The sequence below is a fragment of the Providencia sp. genome (genome assembly GCF_052096715.1).
In the GTDB taxonomy this organism is placed as follows: domain Bacteria; phylum Pseudomonadota; class Gammaproteobacteria; order Enterobacterales; family Enterobacteriaceae; genus Providencia.
Genome location: NZ_JBQDNB010000001.1, coordinates 354,878 through 371,808, shown reverse-complemented (window position 1 = coordinate 371,808; position 16,931 = coordinate 354,878). Strand labels below are relative to the sequence as shown.

Sequence of the window (16,931 nt, the reverse complement as noted above, 5' to 3'; positions counted from 1 at the left end):
ATTTCTTTTTTGTTGTTGCTCACATTGTTATTTTTGTACTGAATTAAAGGTCGTAATTAACCTGTAACCAGAACTGACGGCCTGCATCGTAAGATTTCAAGGTTCTATCTTCGAATACAAAGCGGTCGGCAATATTTTTATTATTCAACACATTATTGACTTCAACAGAGAAACCAAAGCCATAGGCGAAGTCAGGTTTCCAGCCGAGACGTGTGTCCCATGTGTATTTGCTGGCAAAGTTTTGCTTAGTGTATTTACGTATTTGACCCACTTCAGGATCGGAATAGTAAGAGTTGTCATAGCGAACGGCTTGGCTACGTGCTCCCCACCATTGCAGGCGGTTATACCAAGTCACATCATATTCATCCCAGACACTGGTTAACTCTAAATTGAGCTTAATAGGTGAGTTGAAACTGGTTGATGGTAGTTTTGAGGCATCAATAACTTTACCGTCGTACCAGACTTTATTCAGATTAACTTTATTGGCTGGATCGTAAGCAGTATAACCCGCATCTTTCGGTGTGTTACTTTCGCTTTGTTGCCATGTAAAGGAGGCGGTCATGACATGAGACGCATCTGCCCATTCCCACGGCTGGGTGTTACTTGTTGATAATGTGACTGTATCGTGTGAACTGCGGCCACCGTTATCAAAGGTACGGATATTTCGTGTATTTGGATCTCGTGGGTTATCGTATTTAGTCCGATTTCTGACTTCGTCATAACCTTCGCGGTGTACGTATTGTAAGCGCCATGTGGTGGATAAAATTTCTTGTTGTAGAGCGAGGGTTAACTCATCGTTATAAGGGGTTTTGAGTGACTCAAGTCCCTCATAATCTTTTTGATTATCCCAGCTATTATTATTTGGATTCATTGAACATGGGTTATCTTCATCACCCCAACAGTTTTGCATGCCACCATTTTGTGCACCATATAGTGCATAAGTGAGCATAGAACGACCATAATAGCGGTTAGCGCCCGCAATTATTTGTGTTTTACTATCACCAAAAACATCATAGACGCCACTTAAACGAGGGGCAATATTGGTGCGGTTAACAAAGTCATCACGGTCAAGGCGAATACCTGGGCGAAGAGTTAATTTGCCATATTGAATGCTATCGTCGAGAAATATTGCGTAGTTAGTGTAATCAGCGGAGTAGGAGCCAGCACGAAAACGATTAATATTACTTAAGTGACCAGTATATACATCGTTTTCATCAAGATCACCGGAGTAGGTGTAACGGAAGTAATCATTATCACGCAGATAGGTGCCTTTAGTATAATTAACTTCAGCACCCATTGTCGGCTGGTGCATTAACCCTAATCCATCTTCTTGCTGATTAAAGCGCATTACAGTTTTAAGGCCATGATTTTTTTGTTTGGATTCTAAATCACCAAGGCCACCGCTATTTCGTTCAATCATCTGCCAGTTTGCATCGAAAGCGCGAACAGTTAGCGCATATTTTTGGTCATTTTTGCGATCATCTTTTAAATCTTGCGTATTGGCGGTAACTTCTAATTGACCGAGATCTAATTGGTGTTTGAATACCGCAGTAAAACCAAGCCCATCATGAGTTGAATCATATCCAGAGTTACTCACGGAAGATGAAAATAGACGGCTATCGTAAGAGGCATAGTTTGCGGATAAATCTAATGAGCTCTTCTCGGATAAATCAACTGAATATTTTAAGAAGTAGTTATCTGAGGTGCGACGTTGATTTTTTTTACCTGAATCTGAAAAAATGGGTTCGATTGAATTATTTTCAAGGACAAATGCCTCTCCGCCAGTTACCGTCATCGGTATTGTTGAACTACGGCGTGATGCAGAGAAAACTAACCCTGAATTTTCACTCACACCAAGCTCGAACCAACCACCAAAATCACTTTTGTCGAAGCGGTTTTGGAAACGGGCGGGGTTAGCTGTATCATTTTTAGTTGTATCAATGCCTTGAGATGAATCGTGGAATAAATTGTTCCAACCAGAGCGCGTTAAACGATAATAAGCATGGGCACTATTTTCACCCTGCCAGCGGCGGCTATTAACTTCGACCGTTCCGCCCGTAAATCCACCGAATTCGACAGGAATATTATTGTCATATACCGCCATGCTATCAATCAGGCGACTATCAATGTAAATCCCTTGATCTCCACTGCTTAGGCGAGTTGACGTTTCCCCCAGACCACTGTCTGCGGGGTCAAAGTCATTGTTGAAACTGACGCCATCAAGGCGATAGGCATTTTGGTAGCTACTAGAACCATGAATGGAAATACGGGAAGGTTTTATTTCCCCTTGGTTCATAGAGTTACTGTCATTATTGGCAAATTGTACGGCTGGGTTTGTCTTCATCAAATCAGTAATATTGCCGTCACCGGTATTTTTCTGACTGATTTCTTCTGAAGTTACGTATTGTGGGGCTGACATCACATCCGTTGTCGGGTGGTTTTGTACCACACCAGAGACTTGTGTTTCAGGAAGAACCAATGTGCCTTGGTTTAAATTCTGAGGACGAATAACGAACACACCATTTTCATTAACCAGTTCTAGCCCGCTACCGATGAGTATTTTTTGTAATGCGGTTTGCGCGGTATAGTTGCCTGATAATGCAGGTGCTCGTAAGCCATTGAGTTGGCTTTTATCATAAAGTAACTGTAACTGTCCTTGAGTACTGATTTGTGAAACCGCAGTGGCTAGCGATTGTTCCGGTAATGAGAAAGACTGTTCTTGCGCAATAGCGGATTGGCAAACTATTGCGCTACTGACAGCCATCGACAGCGCAAGTGGTTTTAACCGACCTTGTGTAAACTGAATAGACATGCGTATCCCTTATTCTTAAGCTGCACAAAAAGTGTGCTGAAAATTGCCAAATAAAATAACAACTGCTTAAGAAGAGGGTGAAATGAGAATTATCCTCACCTGCAAATGAAAATATTTTTCATTTATTTTTTTTGTTCTGGATAATCAATATATTATCTTTATCTTTATAAACGACTTCAACGGGTAATAGCGATGGAAGGGCTTGGAAAAACTTTTCTGGTTGGCGTAAATTGATACGGCCAGAGATTTTACTGTTGGCGAGGGTTGGGGGTGATAGCTCAATATTAGCTGAAGAGTAGGCATGAAGTTCACGTAAAACATCTGCAAGCGGCTTATCAATAAAGACCAATTCACCGAATCGCCATCTGGCAATATTTAACGGCTCGATATTATTGCGAGTAATTTTGCTGTTGATACCTGCGCTAGTGGCGCTTTCGCCAGCTAATAGATAAATTGCTTTTTGATCATTCGCACTTTGAAAGCTCACAATGCCTTGACTGACATTGACGGAGACTTGCTGGCCTTTTTTATCGACTTCAAATTCAGTTCCTACGACTTGAATTCGTCTTTCGTTTGTCTGAATAACAAAAGGGCGATAGGGGTTGGATTTTACTTTGAAGTATACATTTCCTTCATCTAAATAGAGATTTCGGATCTGTGTTTCATAGGCAACTCGAATACGTGTCTGGCGATTAAGAAAAAGCTGCGAGCCATCAGATAACGTCACTTCTTTTGGGGAGTCAGTGGCGACGAGAGTCATATTGTTGAGCAACATGGCGGGCAAATGGCTATAAGGTAAAAACAAAATCGCTGCAATAAAAAAAGCCGCGAGTGTATTTCCAAGGGGACGCCATAAACGAAAAAAATGACGTTTTGGGGATATCAACTCCACAGAAGTAGGACGCGGCATTGCATCAAAGTCACGCCAAATACCTGCGATAGCATCATAGGCTTTGGCGTGTTCAAGAGATGCACTCAGCCACAATTTGAACTGCGTTGACTCTAAGGTGGTTATGCGCTGGCTGTGCATACGAGTAAACCAAAGCGCCGCCTCTTCATCAATACGTTCCGCGTCATCTGACTTTTGCGAAGGGGTCTGTGTCATTAATTATTGTTGCCCTGATTATCAAGGTGTTTTTTACAATGTACTAACGCAGCCGCGATGTGCTTTTCAACCATACTGATTGAAATTTCCATGCGTTCTGCAATCTCACTTTGAGACAATCCATCAAAACGGTAAAGTAAAAAGGCTTCTCTACGACGAGGTGGCAGTAAATCAATGGCTTCGCCAAGTCTTTGTATACGTTGTTGATGTTCTAATATTTCACTGGGATCTTCTTGCGTTTGTTCAAAACTGTGTTCAAAGTCAATATCATCGATAGAGGTTTCTGATTTACTTTGGCGTTGATTACGGCGCCAGTGGTCAATCAAAACATGATTGGCAATTTTGAACAAATACGCACGGCTCTCTTTTATCGGAGATTGCTCTTTACGATTAAGCCATAGTGTAAACACATCCTGTGATAAATCATCTGCATCATTGCTGTTATCTAGCCGATTGCGGAAAAAGCGGACAAGTTGGCTATAAGTTGACTGATATGCACCGCTAATTTTTCGGGCAAGGGATTTATCATTCGTCATTTTGCTGGTGTCAAAATAGTGAAAGAACACAATTAATGTGTCGTTAATAATCTGCTCAGATTACTTTATCTATTAAATCAATAAGTTATTTTAATTATTGTAAATGCAGTAATAATAATGAATATCATTTTTGTTTGTATTATGCCTATAATCTACAAAAAATAAAGTCGTGAGGCAAAATATGAGCAGTATTGCGGGCAAGTTAGAAAGCCCGATTTTCCGTCCTTTGGGCGGTTTGTTTTTAAGTATTCTTTTTCATGGAACGCTGGCAGTGATTTTAGTTGGCTGGTTCACGTCAACAATTCCAAAAACAGGGGTATTGCCGCCTGCCATTTCGTTGCAGCTTGGCGTGTACCAACTGGAGCAACATGCAGAACCCGAAGTTAATCATGCACCTAAGCAGCAGATGGTGACTCGTGAAGAAACACTGCCTGAAGTAGTTGAGAAGATAGATAAATTGCCACAGACGCCCCTTGTGGATAATGGTACTTTGACCAAAGTCAGCGAGAAAAAACGCCCACCCAAAAAGAAAATTCCACAGGAAAAAAAGGTTTTTGAAGATGCCCCTGTGACCACTCAAGAGTCGGCGGTTACATCAATGCCTACCTCGGGGAGCGCATCAAGTAATAGTGCTAATTTTTCCAGCAATTCTTCTGCGGCAGTGAGTGGTCAACAAAGTTGGCATAGTGAAGTTCATCAACGATTAGCTAAAGCCAAGCGTTATCCAAGAGCGGCTCTACGTTTTCGTTCAACGGGGGTTTCTCAAGTCAAAGTTACGGTTGATAGTAAAGGCTTAGTGATTAACGCCAGTTTGATGAATTCATCAGGTACTAAAGTGCTTGATAAAGAGGCCTTGGCAACTATCTCACGCGCAGCGCCTTTTCCTATCCCACCAGAAACATTGCTGATCGATGGGAAAGTTGAATTTATCGCGCCTATTGTGTTTGATACCAGCACTATCTAATCAGGGGGCAACCCCCTGTTTAGTCGCTAGAAGATGACGGTTTAGTGGGTTTTGTTTTTGGTGGCGATTTTCTTGGGTTGTAAGGTCTTGGGTCTTTTTTACGTCTTAAATGAGGCGTTCTTTTCGGCGGTGCTTTTTTATCGCCTTGTTCCATATTGTCAGCCTCTTCATCACTTTCTTCATCATTGGCTTCATTACTGACCACTAAAGGTAACGGCAGGCTTTGGCCTTTCTTTTTCTTTAAGCGAAATAGTGTGTTTGCCAAGACAAAACCAATGCAAAGCGCCAATAAAATAAAAATACGCAGGACATTTGTACTGTTATCAGCTTGCTGAATTTCGGCGTTGAGTAGCTCGGTATCAATAGTTAAACGCAAATGTCCTTTGGGTTCTTTATCCCCAAGAATAGGCACAACTAATTGATACTGAAAATTTTGTAGTGATTGATTACCGTCAATGGCAAGCCTTTCTCGAACAGTGGCAGGTTCTCCGACTTGCGTAATTAAGGTGCCGCTGGCGCTGTAGATACTGGCATCTAAAATGTATTTATCTTTTGCCACGTTATTTAAATTGGCATTAATTCGCTCTAAATTAAAATCTTTGCTGCCGGGAACAATATAATCGGATAAGCTGAAAGCCACTTGTTCAGCTAAAACATGAGTTAACTGCTTGAATTGTTCAACTCTGCTTTGGTTTTGGCTATAACCCAAGTATGAAACACCATGCATAAGCAAAGTCACTAACGCAATGCAAATAACAATAATCACTGTTTTGTGTCGCTTAAAGGTAAGTTTCATTAGGCATCGCACTCTTTGTTTATTTTCTGGCTCTATGTTGCCAGAGGTTATGCAGATAGAATAGTTTTGTAACACATTTTTATTATAAAAAGTTATGTCGATTACAGGAGCTAATTTTCATGTCAACGAGTTTGACCTATTGTTATTTACCCGATGAAATTCAAAAATGGCCTGGTTTGCCGCTATCCCTCAGTGGCGAAGAGGTAATGCCTTTAGATTATCGCGCAGGTGACAGTGGCTGGTTATTATATGGTCGTGGTTTAGATAAGGCACGTATTAGTAATTTTCAGCAGCGTTTAGGTATTGCGATTGTTATCGTTTCTTCTTGGCGTATTGATGATTATCAAGTCGTTAGAATTGCCGGTAGCATTACGCCTAGGATCAAAAAGCTCGCCGATGAATGTTTATTGGATGTGGTGCCATTAGGTTTAATTCCACGTTTACGTTCACCGGGTATCTTGTTGATGGACATGGATTCAACGGCAATCCAAATTGAATGTATCGATGAAATTGCACGAATTGCGGGCGTGGGTGAACAAGTTGCAGAAGTGACTGAGCGGGCAATGCTTGGTGAGCTTGATTTCACTGAAAGTTTAAGAGCACGAGTAGGTTTACTGCAAGGTGCAGACGCATCAATCCTTAATCAAGTGCTAGAAACACTGCCTTTAATGCCCGGGCTGACCAGTTTAGTGCGTAAATTACAAGCAATGGATTGGCATATCGCTATAGCCTCAGGTGGTTTTACTTTCTTTGCTGATAATTTACGTCAACAACTTAAACTCGTCGATGCCGTTGCCAATCAACTCGAAATTAAAAATGGTAAATTAACGGGTAAAGTTAAAGGGCCAATTGTTGACGCCAAATTTAAAGCGCAGGTATTGGTAAAGTTGGCAGAACGTTTAAATATTCCAATGGAGCAAACCGTTGCCATAGGCGATGGTGCTAATGACCTGAAAATGTTACGTAAAGCAGGGCTAGGGATCGCTTATCACGCAAAGCCAAAAGTATACGCAAGGGCGAAGGTTGCTATCCGTCATGCAGATCTTATGGGGGTGTTGTGTGTGTTAAGTGGTGGGCTCAAGCACGAGGAACGCTAAAATACTCGTCATAATTCATGCTGTGGCTGTGTTGGCTGCACTCGGCTACTCGGGTCACATACTTGTGTATGCTCCCCGAGCTATCCTCGTTTGCCGCCTTGCCACAACATGAATTATTTAGAGTATTCGTCATACTTTGAGCTGTGGCGTTGTTGGCTGTACTCGGTTACTTGGGTCACATACTTGTGTATGCTCCCAAAGATATCCTCGCTTGCCGCCTTGCCACAGCATGAATTATTTAGAGTATTCGTCATACTTTGAGCTGTGGCGTTGTTGGCTGCACTCGGCTACTCGGGTCACATACTTGTGTATGCTCCTCGAGCTATCCTCGTTTGCCGCCTTGCCACAGCATGAATTATTTAGAGTATTTATTGATTAGATATAAATTCATTCAAAAAATCATAATCTTAAATTATTTAGAGCATTATTGTAAATTTATTTAAAAATCAAAGAGTTAAGTTTAAGAATGTAAATGGTTTTCAAGAGGAGTTAGTCGTGGCTAAAGGTGTAAAAAGAGCGTTTGTTTGTAATGACTGTGGGGCGGATTATCCCCGCTGGCAAGGGCAGTGTAGTGCTTGTCAGGCATGGAATACCATTACGGAAGTGCGCCTAGCCTCAAGTAACGCCTCATCCCGAACTGAACGTTTAACGGGATATGCAGGAAACTCGGCGGGTATTAGCAAAGTTCAGAAATTATCTGAAATTAGCTTGGATGAATTACCACGTTTTACGACGGGATTTAAAGAATTTGACCGAGTGCTCGGTGGTGGTGTGGTGCCGGGAAGTGCCATCCTAATTGGTGGTAGCCCGGGTGCAGGTAAAAGTACGCTATTATTGCAAACCATGTGCCTGCTTTCGCGTGAAATGAAAACCCTGTATGTCACGGGGGAAGAGTCACTTCAACAAGTTGCTATGCGAGCGCATCGTTTAGGGCTACCGACTGACTCGGTCAATATGCTGTCTGAAACCAGTATTGAACAAATTTGCTTAACAGCGGAGCAAGAGCTGCCTAAATTGATGGTTATCGACTCAATTCAGGTGATGCACATGGCTGATATTCAATCATCGCCAGGAAGTGTTGCACAGGTGAGAGAAACCGCGGCTTATTTAACGCGCTTCGCTAAAACACGCGGTGTGGCAATCATCATGGTCGGCCATGTGACTAAAGATGGTTCACTGGCTGGGCCTAAAGTGCTTGAGCACTGTATCGACTGCTCCATTATGCTTGATGGCGATGCAGATAACCGTTTTCGGACACTGCGTAGCCATAAAAATCGTTTTGGTGCGGTGAATGAGCTCGGTGTTTTTGCCATGACTGAGCAAGGGCTGAAAGAGGTGAGTAACCCATCAGCGATTTTTTTGAGTCGTGGCGATGAAGTCACATCAGGTAGCTCTGTGATGGTAGTTTGGGAAGGCACAAGACCATTGCTGGTGGAAATTCAAGCACTAGTCGATCATTCCATGATGTCGAACCCACGTCGGGTGGCTGTTGGGCTTGAACAAAACCGATTAGCCATTTTACTGGCGGTATTACACCGCCATGGTGGTTTGCAAATGTCAGACCAAGACGTCTTTGTGAATGTGGTCGGTGGGGTTAAAGTGACAGAAACCAGTGCTGATCTCGCCTTATTACTTTCTTTAGTATCGAGTTTTCGCGACCGGCCATTGCCGAGAGATTTAGTGGTCTTTGGTGAGGTAGGGCTGGCAGGTGAAATTCGACCAGTACCAAGCGGACAAGAGCGTATTTCAGAAGCGGCAAAACACGGCTTTAAACGTGCGATAGTACCTCATGCCAATATGCCTAAAAAATTACCGCCAGATATGAAGGTGTATGGGGTGAAGAAGTTAGCAGATGCTTTGACTGTAATGGATGAACTCGATTAATCCTATACTCTACTCGTCAGACTTCGCGCTGTGGTAGTGTTGGCATCATTCGCCTAGCCACAATACGAATTATTTAGAGTGTATCCAAATAGTATTTTTTGAATGTTTATTTTTAGCGTATTGAATTATATTAAATATCTTAGGCTGGTGTGCTTTGAATATAACTGAAATTTGGATTTTTTTTGAGTAAAAGGAAATTAAATGGCTGATTTTGACTATCTGAAAAATGCAATTAAGCGAGCTGGTTATACATTACAGCAAGTTGCTGATGCGACAGAGATGACCAAAGGCTATCTCAGCCAATTAATCAATGACAAGATAAAAAGTCCTAGCGCGCACAAAATTGATGCACTTCATCGCTTTTTAGGATTGGAATATCCGAATAAACAAAAAACAATTGGTATCGTTGTCGGGAAATTCTATCCTCTACATACAGGGCATATATATTTGATCCAGCGAGCTTGTAGCCAAGTGGATGAGCTACATGTGATCCTGTGCCATGATGAACCGCGTGATAAAGATTTGTTTGTTAATAGTTCGATGTCACAGCAACCAACTGTGAGCGATCGTCTGCGTTGGTTATTACAAACTTTTAAGTATCAAAAAAATATTCATATTCATTCATTTGATGAGAAAGGGATTGAACCCTATCCACATGGTTGGGAAGTGTGGAGTGATGGCATGAAAGGTTTTTTGAAAAAACATAATATTAATCCAAGTTTTATCTATTCAGGTGAACAGAATGATGTGCCACGTTATAAAAAATATCTGGGTATAGAAACAATTTTAATTGATCCTGAACGCAGTTTTATGAATATCAGCGGTAATCAAATTCGTCAGGCGCCATTTCGCTATTGGGATTATATTCCAACAGAAGTTAAACCATTCTTTGTCCGTAAAGTGGCAATTTTAGGGGGCGAATCTAGTGGTAAATCTACGTTAGTAAATAAATTAGCCAATATTTTTAATACCACCAGTGCGTGGGAATATGGCCGTGATTATGTATTCAGCCACTTAGGTGGTAATGAAATGGCATTGCAATATTCTGATTATGATAAAATTGCATTAGGTCATGCACAATATATTGATTTTTCTGTTAAATATGCCAATAAAGTTGCTTTTATTGATACTGATTTTGTTACCACTCAAGCTTTTTGCCTACGTTATGAAGGCAAAGAACACCCATTTGTTCAAGCATTGATTGATGAATATCGTTTTGACTTGGTTATTGTGCTAGAAAATAATACCCCATGGGTGGCCGATGGTTTACGCAGTTTAGGTAGTGATAACGACAGGCAAGAGTTTCAGTCATTACTTATTGAAATGTTAGAGAAAAATAATATTGAATATGTTCGTGTTGAATCGCCTGATTACGATTCACGTTTCTTAACCTGTGTATCATTAGTTCAGCAATTATTAATGCTGGATGATTGAACGAACACATTTAAATTTGAGAAATAGATTAAAGCGGCTTAATTCTAAGGCTTTTGATTATCCAAAATGTCCTGAAATGAATGATAAAGTAATCGAATCTTTATTAATCGCGAATATTATCCGCTTTAACCTAAATCTTTATATTGAATGTATGATCAAATTAAGACCAAGCTTGCTGACGTTGGCGGTGACGCACATATGGTAAAATTGAAACCAATGCTAATACTGCTAATACTGCACCAATCCATAAGCCTGAACGCAAACCATAGCCATTTGTAATCGCTAAACCACCAAAGTAAGATCCTCCCCCTAAGCCAATATTAATGACTGAGGTATGCACCGCATTGACCATCGGACCTGGGTGCGCAACGCTGACAATTCTTGCCATCATTGCAGGGTTCATTGGGACACCAGATAATCCAATTAAGATTATTGAAATAATTGCCACGGTTTTATATTCGGCAAAGATCGCAAAAGCGAACAAAGAAATGCTTAATATGGTGAGCCCGACGAGCATGATCTGAAGGCTGTAATTATGTGCTAGTCGACCTGTGATCATATTACCCACGATGTTTGAAAAACCAAATGCCATCAAAATAAAGGGAGCGGCTTGCATACTAAATCCAGAGATATCGACCAAAACGGGGACGAAATAACTAAATGCAGCAAAGCTTGCACCTAAAATCAAGCAACTTGTTACACAGGCTTTCCAGTAAGCTTTATTTTTAAAGGCTTTGAGCTCTTCCTCCATTTTGACTTTCCCACCACCGGATACTTCAGGTAAAAGACGCTCCAGAGCGATGAGGCAAATCAAAACCAACACAGCGACTAAGCCGAAAGTAATACGCCAACCCCACTGTTGGTCAATCATCGTTGCAAGAGGGACACCAAACACATTGGAAATCATAAAGCCACCAATCACGATAGCGGCAGCGCGAGGGCGGTCATAATTTGGCACCATGGCCATACTCGTGGCGAGTGAGAGGCTCAAGCAACCTGCACATAATACGCCCGTGATAAGGCGAATAATGACCAAAATAGTATAGCTGGAGACAAAGGCGCTTAAGCCTTGGATTACGACATAGAGCGCTAAGAGGATCAGCAAAATTTTTCGATATTGTACTTTATACTTTAGGAAAAAATAGGTAAGTACAGGCCCCCCTAGCATGACCCCAAAAGCATAATATGAAATTAAATGTCCAACGTCACCTACACTGATTCCAAAGGCATCGGATAAAGTCGCAGTCATACCCGCGACCATTAATTCTGCGGTGCCAATTGAGAAAACTGCTAACCCTAAAATATATACTGCTAATGGCATTTTTTTACTACTCTCCTATTTGTTTAATGAACATTACAAAAATAAACGATTCTCATTGTTTAATGATCGTTACAAAATTTAATGGTTCGATTTATTTTATACTGGTGATGGAATTACAAGTTGGCTAAGAGGCCATTAACTACATCTTCCAGAAAGCTTTTATCTGAAATGTTTTTGTTTAGTACACGTAAACCGTAGTAACCCGCTAAAAAACCTCTGGTTATTTCTGGGGCTGAAGCTTTGGTTCGAAATTCCCCATTTGCTTGTCCTTCAACAAATATTGCAAGGAGCGAATTTTCTAGGCGTTGTCGGTATTCATGGTTCAAGCTTGCGACGGCTTGATCTTTATCTCCCATTTCTAAAGCAGAAAATAAGACCATGGCTTCGTGCTGTTCTGATTGTGAAAGATCTTCAGCAATCCCCCAAAGTAAAAGGGAGCGTAATCGATCTTTGAGCGGACCTGACTGCGTGAGGATAGATAATTGTGCTGCCATGGTTTGTTCATGACTACGCAATAAAGCTTGCTCATATAAGGCTTGTTTACTACCAAAAGCATTATATAAACTTCCTCGCCCTAAACCGGTACTATCACATAAATTTTGCGCAGAAGTGCCTGCATAACCGTTGGTACTAAAGACCGCAACGGCTGCATCGATGATCTCTTTATCTTCAAATTGCCTAGGACGGCCAGGAGAATTAGATTTTTCATCACTCATAGATAAGCCCGGGAGGGAGTAACTTGGAGGCACATAATAGAAATTATGGAATGGTTTGTCAAATATTATATCAAGTTTTTAACATAGTTAAGAATTGATTAAAAATCGTTTTATTTCAATGTGTTGAAGTTGAAGTTAAGTTAGGGAAATATGAGTTTTTCATCGATTTAAATTTGAGATTAAATTTTCAATAAAAAAAACGGCATCGAAATTTATTCAGATGCCGTTTTTTCTGCTCAAAAGACGAGCTATTTAATCATTCTTTTATATTTGATTCTGTGAGGTTGAAGTGCTTCAGCGCCTAAAGTTCGCTTCTTGTAATCTTCATATTCAGAGAAGTTACCTTCGAAGAATGTAATATTACCCTCATCTTGATAATCAATGATATGAGTTGCAATACGGTCAAGGAACCAACGGTCATGGGAAATAACCATTGCACAGCCCGGGAACTCTAATATGGCATTTTCGAGTGCGCGTAAAGTTTCAATGTCGAGGTCATTGGTTGGTTCATCGAGCAGCAGCATGTTGCCACCGACTTGCAGTAGTTTTGCTAAATGCAAACGACCACGTTCACCACCAGATAACTCACCAACACGTTTACCTTGGTCAATACCTTTAAAGTTAAAGCGGCCAACATATGAACGGCTTGGGATTTCAAAGTTACCGATACGCATAATATCTTGACCGTTAGAAATTTCTTCCCATACGGTTTTGCTATCGTCCATTGAATCACGGAACTGATCAACCGAAGCAATTTTAACGGTATCACCTAAAGAGATTGAACCTGAATCGGGTTGTTCTTGGCCTGAAATCATACGGAACAGTGTTGATTTACCTGCACCATTAGGACCGATAATACCGACAATCGCCCCTTTAGGGATTGAAAAGCTCAGGTTATCGATAAGGACGCGGTCACCGTAAGATTTGCTTAGGTTCTCGATTTCAAGGACTTTATCACCTAAGCGAGGTCCTGGTGGAATAAACAATTCGCTGGTTTCGTTACGTTTTTGGTAATCAACGCTATTAAGCTCTTCAAAACGAGCCAAACGCGCTTTACCTTTTGATTGGCGACCTTTAGGGTTTTGGCGTATCCACTCAAGTTCTTTCTCGATTGATTTACGGCGGGCAGCTTCACTTGACGCTTCTTGAGCCAGACGTTCATCTTTTTGTTCTAGCCAAGAAGAGTAGTTACCTTCCCAAGGAATACCTTCACCACGGTCAAGCTCAAGGATCCAACCTGCAACGTTATCAAGGAAGTAACGGTCATGGGTGATCGCTACGACAGTGCCTTCATAGTCGTGTAAGAAACGCTCTAACCAAGCAACGGATTCCGCATCCAAGTGGTTGGTTGGTTCATCAAGAAGTAACATATCTGGTTTTTCGAGCAGTAGGCGGCAAATAGCTACACGACGGCGCTCACCACCAGATAGGTTCTCAATTTTTGCATCCCAAGCTGGCAGGCGCAGTGCATCAGCTGCACGCTCTAATTGATTATCAAGGTTATGGCCATCTTGAGCTGAAATGATCGCTTCAAGGATACCTTGTTCTTTAGCTAATTTATCAAAATCAGCATCTGGCTCTGCATAAGCTGCATACACTTCATCCAAGCGTGTTAGTGCATTTTTGACTTCACTAACGGCTTCTTCTACTGCTTCACGCACAGTATGTTCAAGATTCAGTTTAGGCTCTTGTGGCAAATAACCAATTTTAATACCCGGCTGAGGACGTGCTTCCCCCTCAATATCGGTATCAATACCAGCCATGATGCGTAGTAATGTTGATTTACCCGCGCCGTTGAGACCTAAAACACCAATCTTTGCACCCGGAAAGAAGCTAAGAGAGATATTTTTTAATATATGACGTTTCGGTGGAACAATTTTTCCAACCCGATACATAGAGTAGACGTATTGAGCCAATGTATTTTACCTTTTGTTTTATAAAGGGAATTTTAAATTTTTATCTGCTTATTATGTCTAAACCTTAAAATTTCAAAAAGGCTTCGATAAATAGCAATAAATAGTTTGTTATGAACTATACCTGATCGGGTAGGGATTAAAAATAGAGATTCGGCTTTTAGCGTGGATAGAAACAACTTTGGAATGCATTTAGGTAATAAATGACCAAAAATTATGGTGAAATGCGGGGTTTTTAATAAAAGTGCTGAGAAAATCATTGATACTAAGTAAAGGACTGTAAAATCGATAAATTCAAGAAATCTCCGCTGTTGCTACATAAAAACTTTCGGTAGCATGATCCTATTATGCAATTTATTTAATATAAATATTGGTTTTGTTTGAGGTATTGCCTTGAGCAACCATTATACGATGGAGCGAGTCGATATGAAACGTTGGTTGGCGGCAGTCCCAGTTACTATGATGTTAGTATCTACTACGGTATGGGCCGATTCTTTACAAGCGCAACGTGAGCGCTATCAAGCCATTAAATTAGCTTGGGATGCCAATAAAATGGATGAGGTGGAGCGTTTACTGCCCACATTACAGGAATATCCACTATATCCTTATTTGGCTTACCGTGAACTTACTGAAGACCTTGATATTGTCTCTCCTCGCCAAGTGCAGGAGTTTATTGATACTTATCCAACGTTACCAGTCGCAAAAAATTTAAAGACTCGTTTTGTGAATGAGCTTGCTCGTCGTCAAGAGTGGAAGTCATTACTTGCGTTTAGTCCTGAAGCACCAAAACCTATCGAAGCACAGTGTAATTTTTATTTTGCCAATTGGGCTGAAGGCAATAAACAAGTCGCATGGCAGGGTGCAGAAAAAGCTTGGTTAAATGGAAACTCAATGCCAACGGCATGTGACAAACTGTTTAATGAATGGGAAAAGGCGGGTTATCTCACATCAGAAATGATCTTAGAGCGCATTCATCTTGCTATTAAAGAAGGAAATACTTCGATAGCAACTTATTTGGCTAAACGTTTACCTGCAAGCTATAAAAGTATTGGTGACGCGTTAGTCAAATTACAAAATGACCCATCTTCAGTTGTCACTTTTGCCAATACAATCACGCCGACAGACTTTACTCGACAAGCAACGCTTGCCGGTTTTAGCCGTTATGCGCGCCAATCGCCTGATGCAGCTCGTACTGCGTTACGAGGTATTAGTTCAGCACAAAAAATGAATATGGCAGAAAGCCAACAGATGAAAGACAGCATTGCGTGGCAATACATGGGTGATGTCACTCCTGAGCAAGCCACATGGCGCGATGAAACTATCCGTGAAACCAATTCAGCCGCACTTAAAGAACGTCGAGTCCGCTTGGCGTTAGGTCAGGGCGATAAAGCGGGTGTAGCTACATGGCTTAAACAACTACCGGCGGAAGTTAAAAATAAAGAAGAGTGGCAGTATTGGCAGGCAATTACATTAATAGATGAAGGTAAGAAAGCGGAAGGCGAAACGATTTTACGTCAATTAACAACGAACCGGGGTTTTTACCCCATGGTTGCCGCTCAAAAATTGAATATCGAATACCCGATATATGTTAAAGGTGCGGTAAAGCCTGATGAAAGCGTTGGTAAGCTGGCACAAGTGCAGCGTGTACGCGAGCTGATGTATTGGGAAATGGACAATCTTGCACGTTCTGAATGGGTGAGCTTAGTATCTTCATTACCTGCAAATCAGCAAGAACAATTAGCCCGTTATGCTTTCAATAACAAATGGGCAGATCTCAGCGTTCAAGCGACGATCACGGCAAAATTATGGGATCATCTTGAAGAGCGTTTTCCATTAGCGTGGGAAAAAGAATTTAATCTGTATACAAAAGATAAAAGTATTCAGAAAAGTTATGCAATGGCGATTGCTCGTCAAGAAAGTGCATGGAATCCACAAGCTCGCTCACCAGTAGGCGCGACAGGTTTAATGCAATTGATGCCTGCAACCGCTAAGCATACAGCGCAAAAGCAAGGTATTAGTGATTATGTTAATGTCAGCCAATTAACCAATCCGACTAAAAATATTGAGTTAGGTACAGCATATCTTGATGATGTGTATCAACAGTTTGGTAATAATCGAATTTTAGCCAGTGCGGCCTATAATGCAGGTCCATCAAGGGTAACGCGTTGGTTAGGTAACAGCGCAGGCCGTATTGATGCTGTTGCTTTTGTTGAAAGTATTCCTTTTTCTGAAACACGTGGCTATGTAAAAAATGTCCTTTCTTATGATTTGTTTTATCGACATTTTATGGGTCAAAAGGGGGATGTTTTAGGTGCTAATGAGTGGGGAATGAAGTACTAGCTCTAGTCCTCGT

Annotated in this window: 12 protein-coding genes and 1 pseudogene; 6 read left to right on the top strand and 7 right to left on the bottom strand. The window is 41.2% G+C overall.

From position 1 onward, the window contains the following. Positions 1 to 43 precede the first annotated feature (43 nt). From ACTH6U_RS01660 to ACTH6U_RS01650, 3 genes are all read right to left on the bottom strand, one after another. Complete coding sequence (locus ACTH6U_RS01660) at positions 44 to 2,812, bottom strand: secretin and TonB N-terminal domain-containing protein (protein ID WP_441831432.1); 2,769 nt, start codon at positions 2,810 to 2,812, stop codon at positions 44 to 46. A 118-nt stretch (positions 2,813 to 2,930) separates the two neighbouring features. Further along, the gene (locus ACTH6U_RS01655; RefSeq protein WP_336430888.1) at positions 2,931 to 3,917 is read right to left on the bottom strand and encodes a FecR family protein; all 987 of its coding nucleotides are present in this window, start codon (positions 3,915 to 3,917) and stop codon (positions 2,931 to 2,933) included. Further along, positions 3,917 to 4,453, bottom strand: a complete 537-nt coding sequence (locus ACTH6U_RS01650) for an RNA polymerase sigma factor (RefSeq protein WP_441831431.1) — start codon at positions 4,451 to 4,453, stop codon at positions 3,917 to 3,919. Before ACTH6U_RS01650 ends, ACTH6U_RS01655 begins: the two co-directional genes overlap by 1 nt. A 181-nt stretch (positions 4,454 to 4,634) precedes the next feature. Between ACTH6U_RS01650 and ACTH6U_RS01645 the strand changes: the two genes are divergently transcribed. Continuing rightward, the gene (locus tag ACTH6U_RS01645) at positions 4,635 to 5,417 is read left to right on the top strand and encodes an energy transducer TonB (protein WP_294108163.1); all 783 of its coding nucleotides are present in this window, start codon (positions 4,635 to 4,637) and stop codon (positions 5,415 to 5,417) included. Positions 5,418 to 5,436: 19 nt separating this feature from the next. On the opposite strand, the gene ACTH6U_RS01640 is transcribed toward ACTH6U_RS01645, so the two are convergent. Next, positions 5,437 to 6,213, bottom strand: coding sequence for an AhpA/YtjB family protein (locus tag ACTH6U_RS01640; RefSeq protein WP_294108165.1), 777 nt, complete (start codon positions 6,211 to 6,213; stop codon positions 5,437 to 5,439). A gap of 119 nt (positions 6,214 to 6,332) precedes the next feature. Between ACTH6U_RS01640 and serB the strand changes: the two genes are divergently transcribed. From serB to ACTH6U_RS01620, 4 genes and pseudogenes are all read left to right on the top strand, one after another. Continuing rightward, positions 6,333 to 7,310 carry a phosphoserine phosphatase gene (gene serB / locus ACTH6U_RS01635; protein WP_294108167.1) on the top strand — a complete coding sequence of 326 codons (978 nt, stop codon included), beginning with the start codon at positions 6,333 to 6,335 and terminating at the stop codon, positions 7,308 to 7,310. A gap of 495 nt (positions 7,311 to 7,805) precedes the next feature. Further along, positions 7,806 to 9,194, top strand: coding sequence for a DNA repair protein RadA (gene radA, locus ACTH6U_RS01630; protein WP_294108169.1), 1,389 nt, complete (start codon positions 7,806 to 7,808; stop codon positions 9,192 to 9,194). A gap of 201 nt (positions 9,195 to 9,395) precedes the next feature. Next, a complete protein-coding gene (nadR, locus tag ACTH6U_RS01625) occupies positions 9,396 to 10,628 on the top strand; it encodes a multifunctional transcriptional regulator/nicotinamide-nucleotide adenylyltransferase/ribosylnicotinamide kinase NadR (RefSeq protein ID WP_336430890.1) in 1,233 nt (410 codons plus the stop codon). Next, positions 10,624 to 10,757: pseudogene (locus ACTH6U_RS01620) on the top strand (IS1 family transposase); the annotation flags it as partial. The gene nadR and the pseudogene ACTH6U_RS01620, both read left to right, overlap by 5 nt. A gap of 31 nt (positions 10,758 to 10,788) precedes the next feature. On the opposite strand, the gene ACTH6U_RS01615 reads toward ACTH6U_RS01620, so the two are convergent. The 3 genes from ACTH6U_RS01615 to ettA form a co-directional block, all read right to left on the bottom strand. Beyond that, positions 10,789 to 11,949, bottom strand: coding sequence for an MFS transporter (locus tag ACTH6U_RS01615; RefSeq protein WP_441831430.1), 1,161 nt, complete (start codon positions 11,947 to 11,949; stop codon positions 10,789 to 10,791). Between the two features lie 113 nt (positions 11,950 to 12,062). Then, complete coding sequence (locus ACTH6U_RS01610; protein ID WP_441831429.1) at positions 12,063 to 12,665, bottom strand: TetR/AcrR family transcriptional regulator; 603 nt, start codon at positions 12,663 to 12,665, stop codon at positions 12,063 to 12,065. A 248-nt stretch (positions 12,666 to 12,913) separates the two neighbouring features. After that, positions 12,914 to 14,581: an energy-dependent translational throttle protein EttA gene (gene ettA, locus ACTH6U_RS01605; protein ID WP_294108177.1), complete on the bottom strand. Its 1,668-nt coding sequence runs from the start codon at positions 14,579 to 14,581 to the stop codon at positions 12,914 to 12,916. A 423-nt stretch (positions 14,582 to 15,004) separates the two neighbouring features. On the opposite strand from ettA, the gene sltY reads away from it, so the two are divergent. Next, complete coding sequence (gene sltY, locus ACTH6U_RS01600) at positions 15,005 to 16,918, top strand: murein transglycosylase (RefSeq protein WP_294350732.1); 1,914 nt, start codon at positions 15,005 to 15,007, stop codon at positions 16,916 to 16,918. Positions 16,919 to 16,931: the final 13 nt, after the last annotated feature.

Excerpts from the sequence above, each read along its gene's own strand:
- ACTH6U_RS01660 (WP_441831432.1), bottom strand. The coding sequence starts at position 2,812 with ATGTCTATTCAGTTTACACAAGGTCGGTTAAAACCACTTGCGCTGTCG.
- ACTH6U_RS01655 (WP_336430888.1), bottom strand. The coding sequence starts at position 3,917 with ATGACACAGACCCCTTCGCAAAAGTCAGATGACGCGGAACGTATTGAT.
- ACTH6U_RS01650 (WP_441831431.1), bottom strand. The coding sequence starts at position 4,453 with ATGACGAATGATAAATCCCTTGCCCGAAAAATTAGCGGTGCATATCAG.
- ACTH6U_RS01645 (WP_294108163.1), top strand. The coding sequence starts at position 4,635 with ATGAGCAGTATTGCGGGCAAGTTAGAAAGCCCGATTTTCCGTCCTTTG.
- ACTH6U_RS01640 (WP_294108165.1), bottom strand. The coding sequence starts at position 6,213 with ATGAAACTTACCTTTAAGCGACACAAAACAGTGATTATTGTTATTTGC.
- serB (WP_294108167.1), top strand. The coding sequence starts at position 6,333 with ATGTCAACGAGTTTGACCTATTGTTATTTACCCGATGAAATTCAAAAA.
- nadR (WP_336430890.1), top strand. The coding sequence starts at position 9,396 with ATGGCTGATTTTGACTATCTGAAAAATGCAATTAAGCGAGCTGGTTAT.
- ACTH6U_RS01615 (WP_441831430.1), bottom strand. The coding sequence starts at position 11,949 with ATGCCATTAGCAGTATATATTTTAGGGTTAGCAGTTTTCTCAATTGGC.
- ACTH6U_RS01610 (WP_441831429.1), bottom strand. The coding sequence starts at position 12,665 with ATGAGTGATGAAAAATCTAATTCTCCTGGCCGTCCTAGGCAATTTGAA.
- sltY (WP_294350732.1), top strand. The coding sequence starts at position 15,005 with ATGAAACGTTGGTTGGCGGCAGTCCCAGTTACTATGATGTTAGTATCT.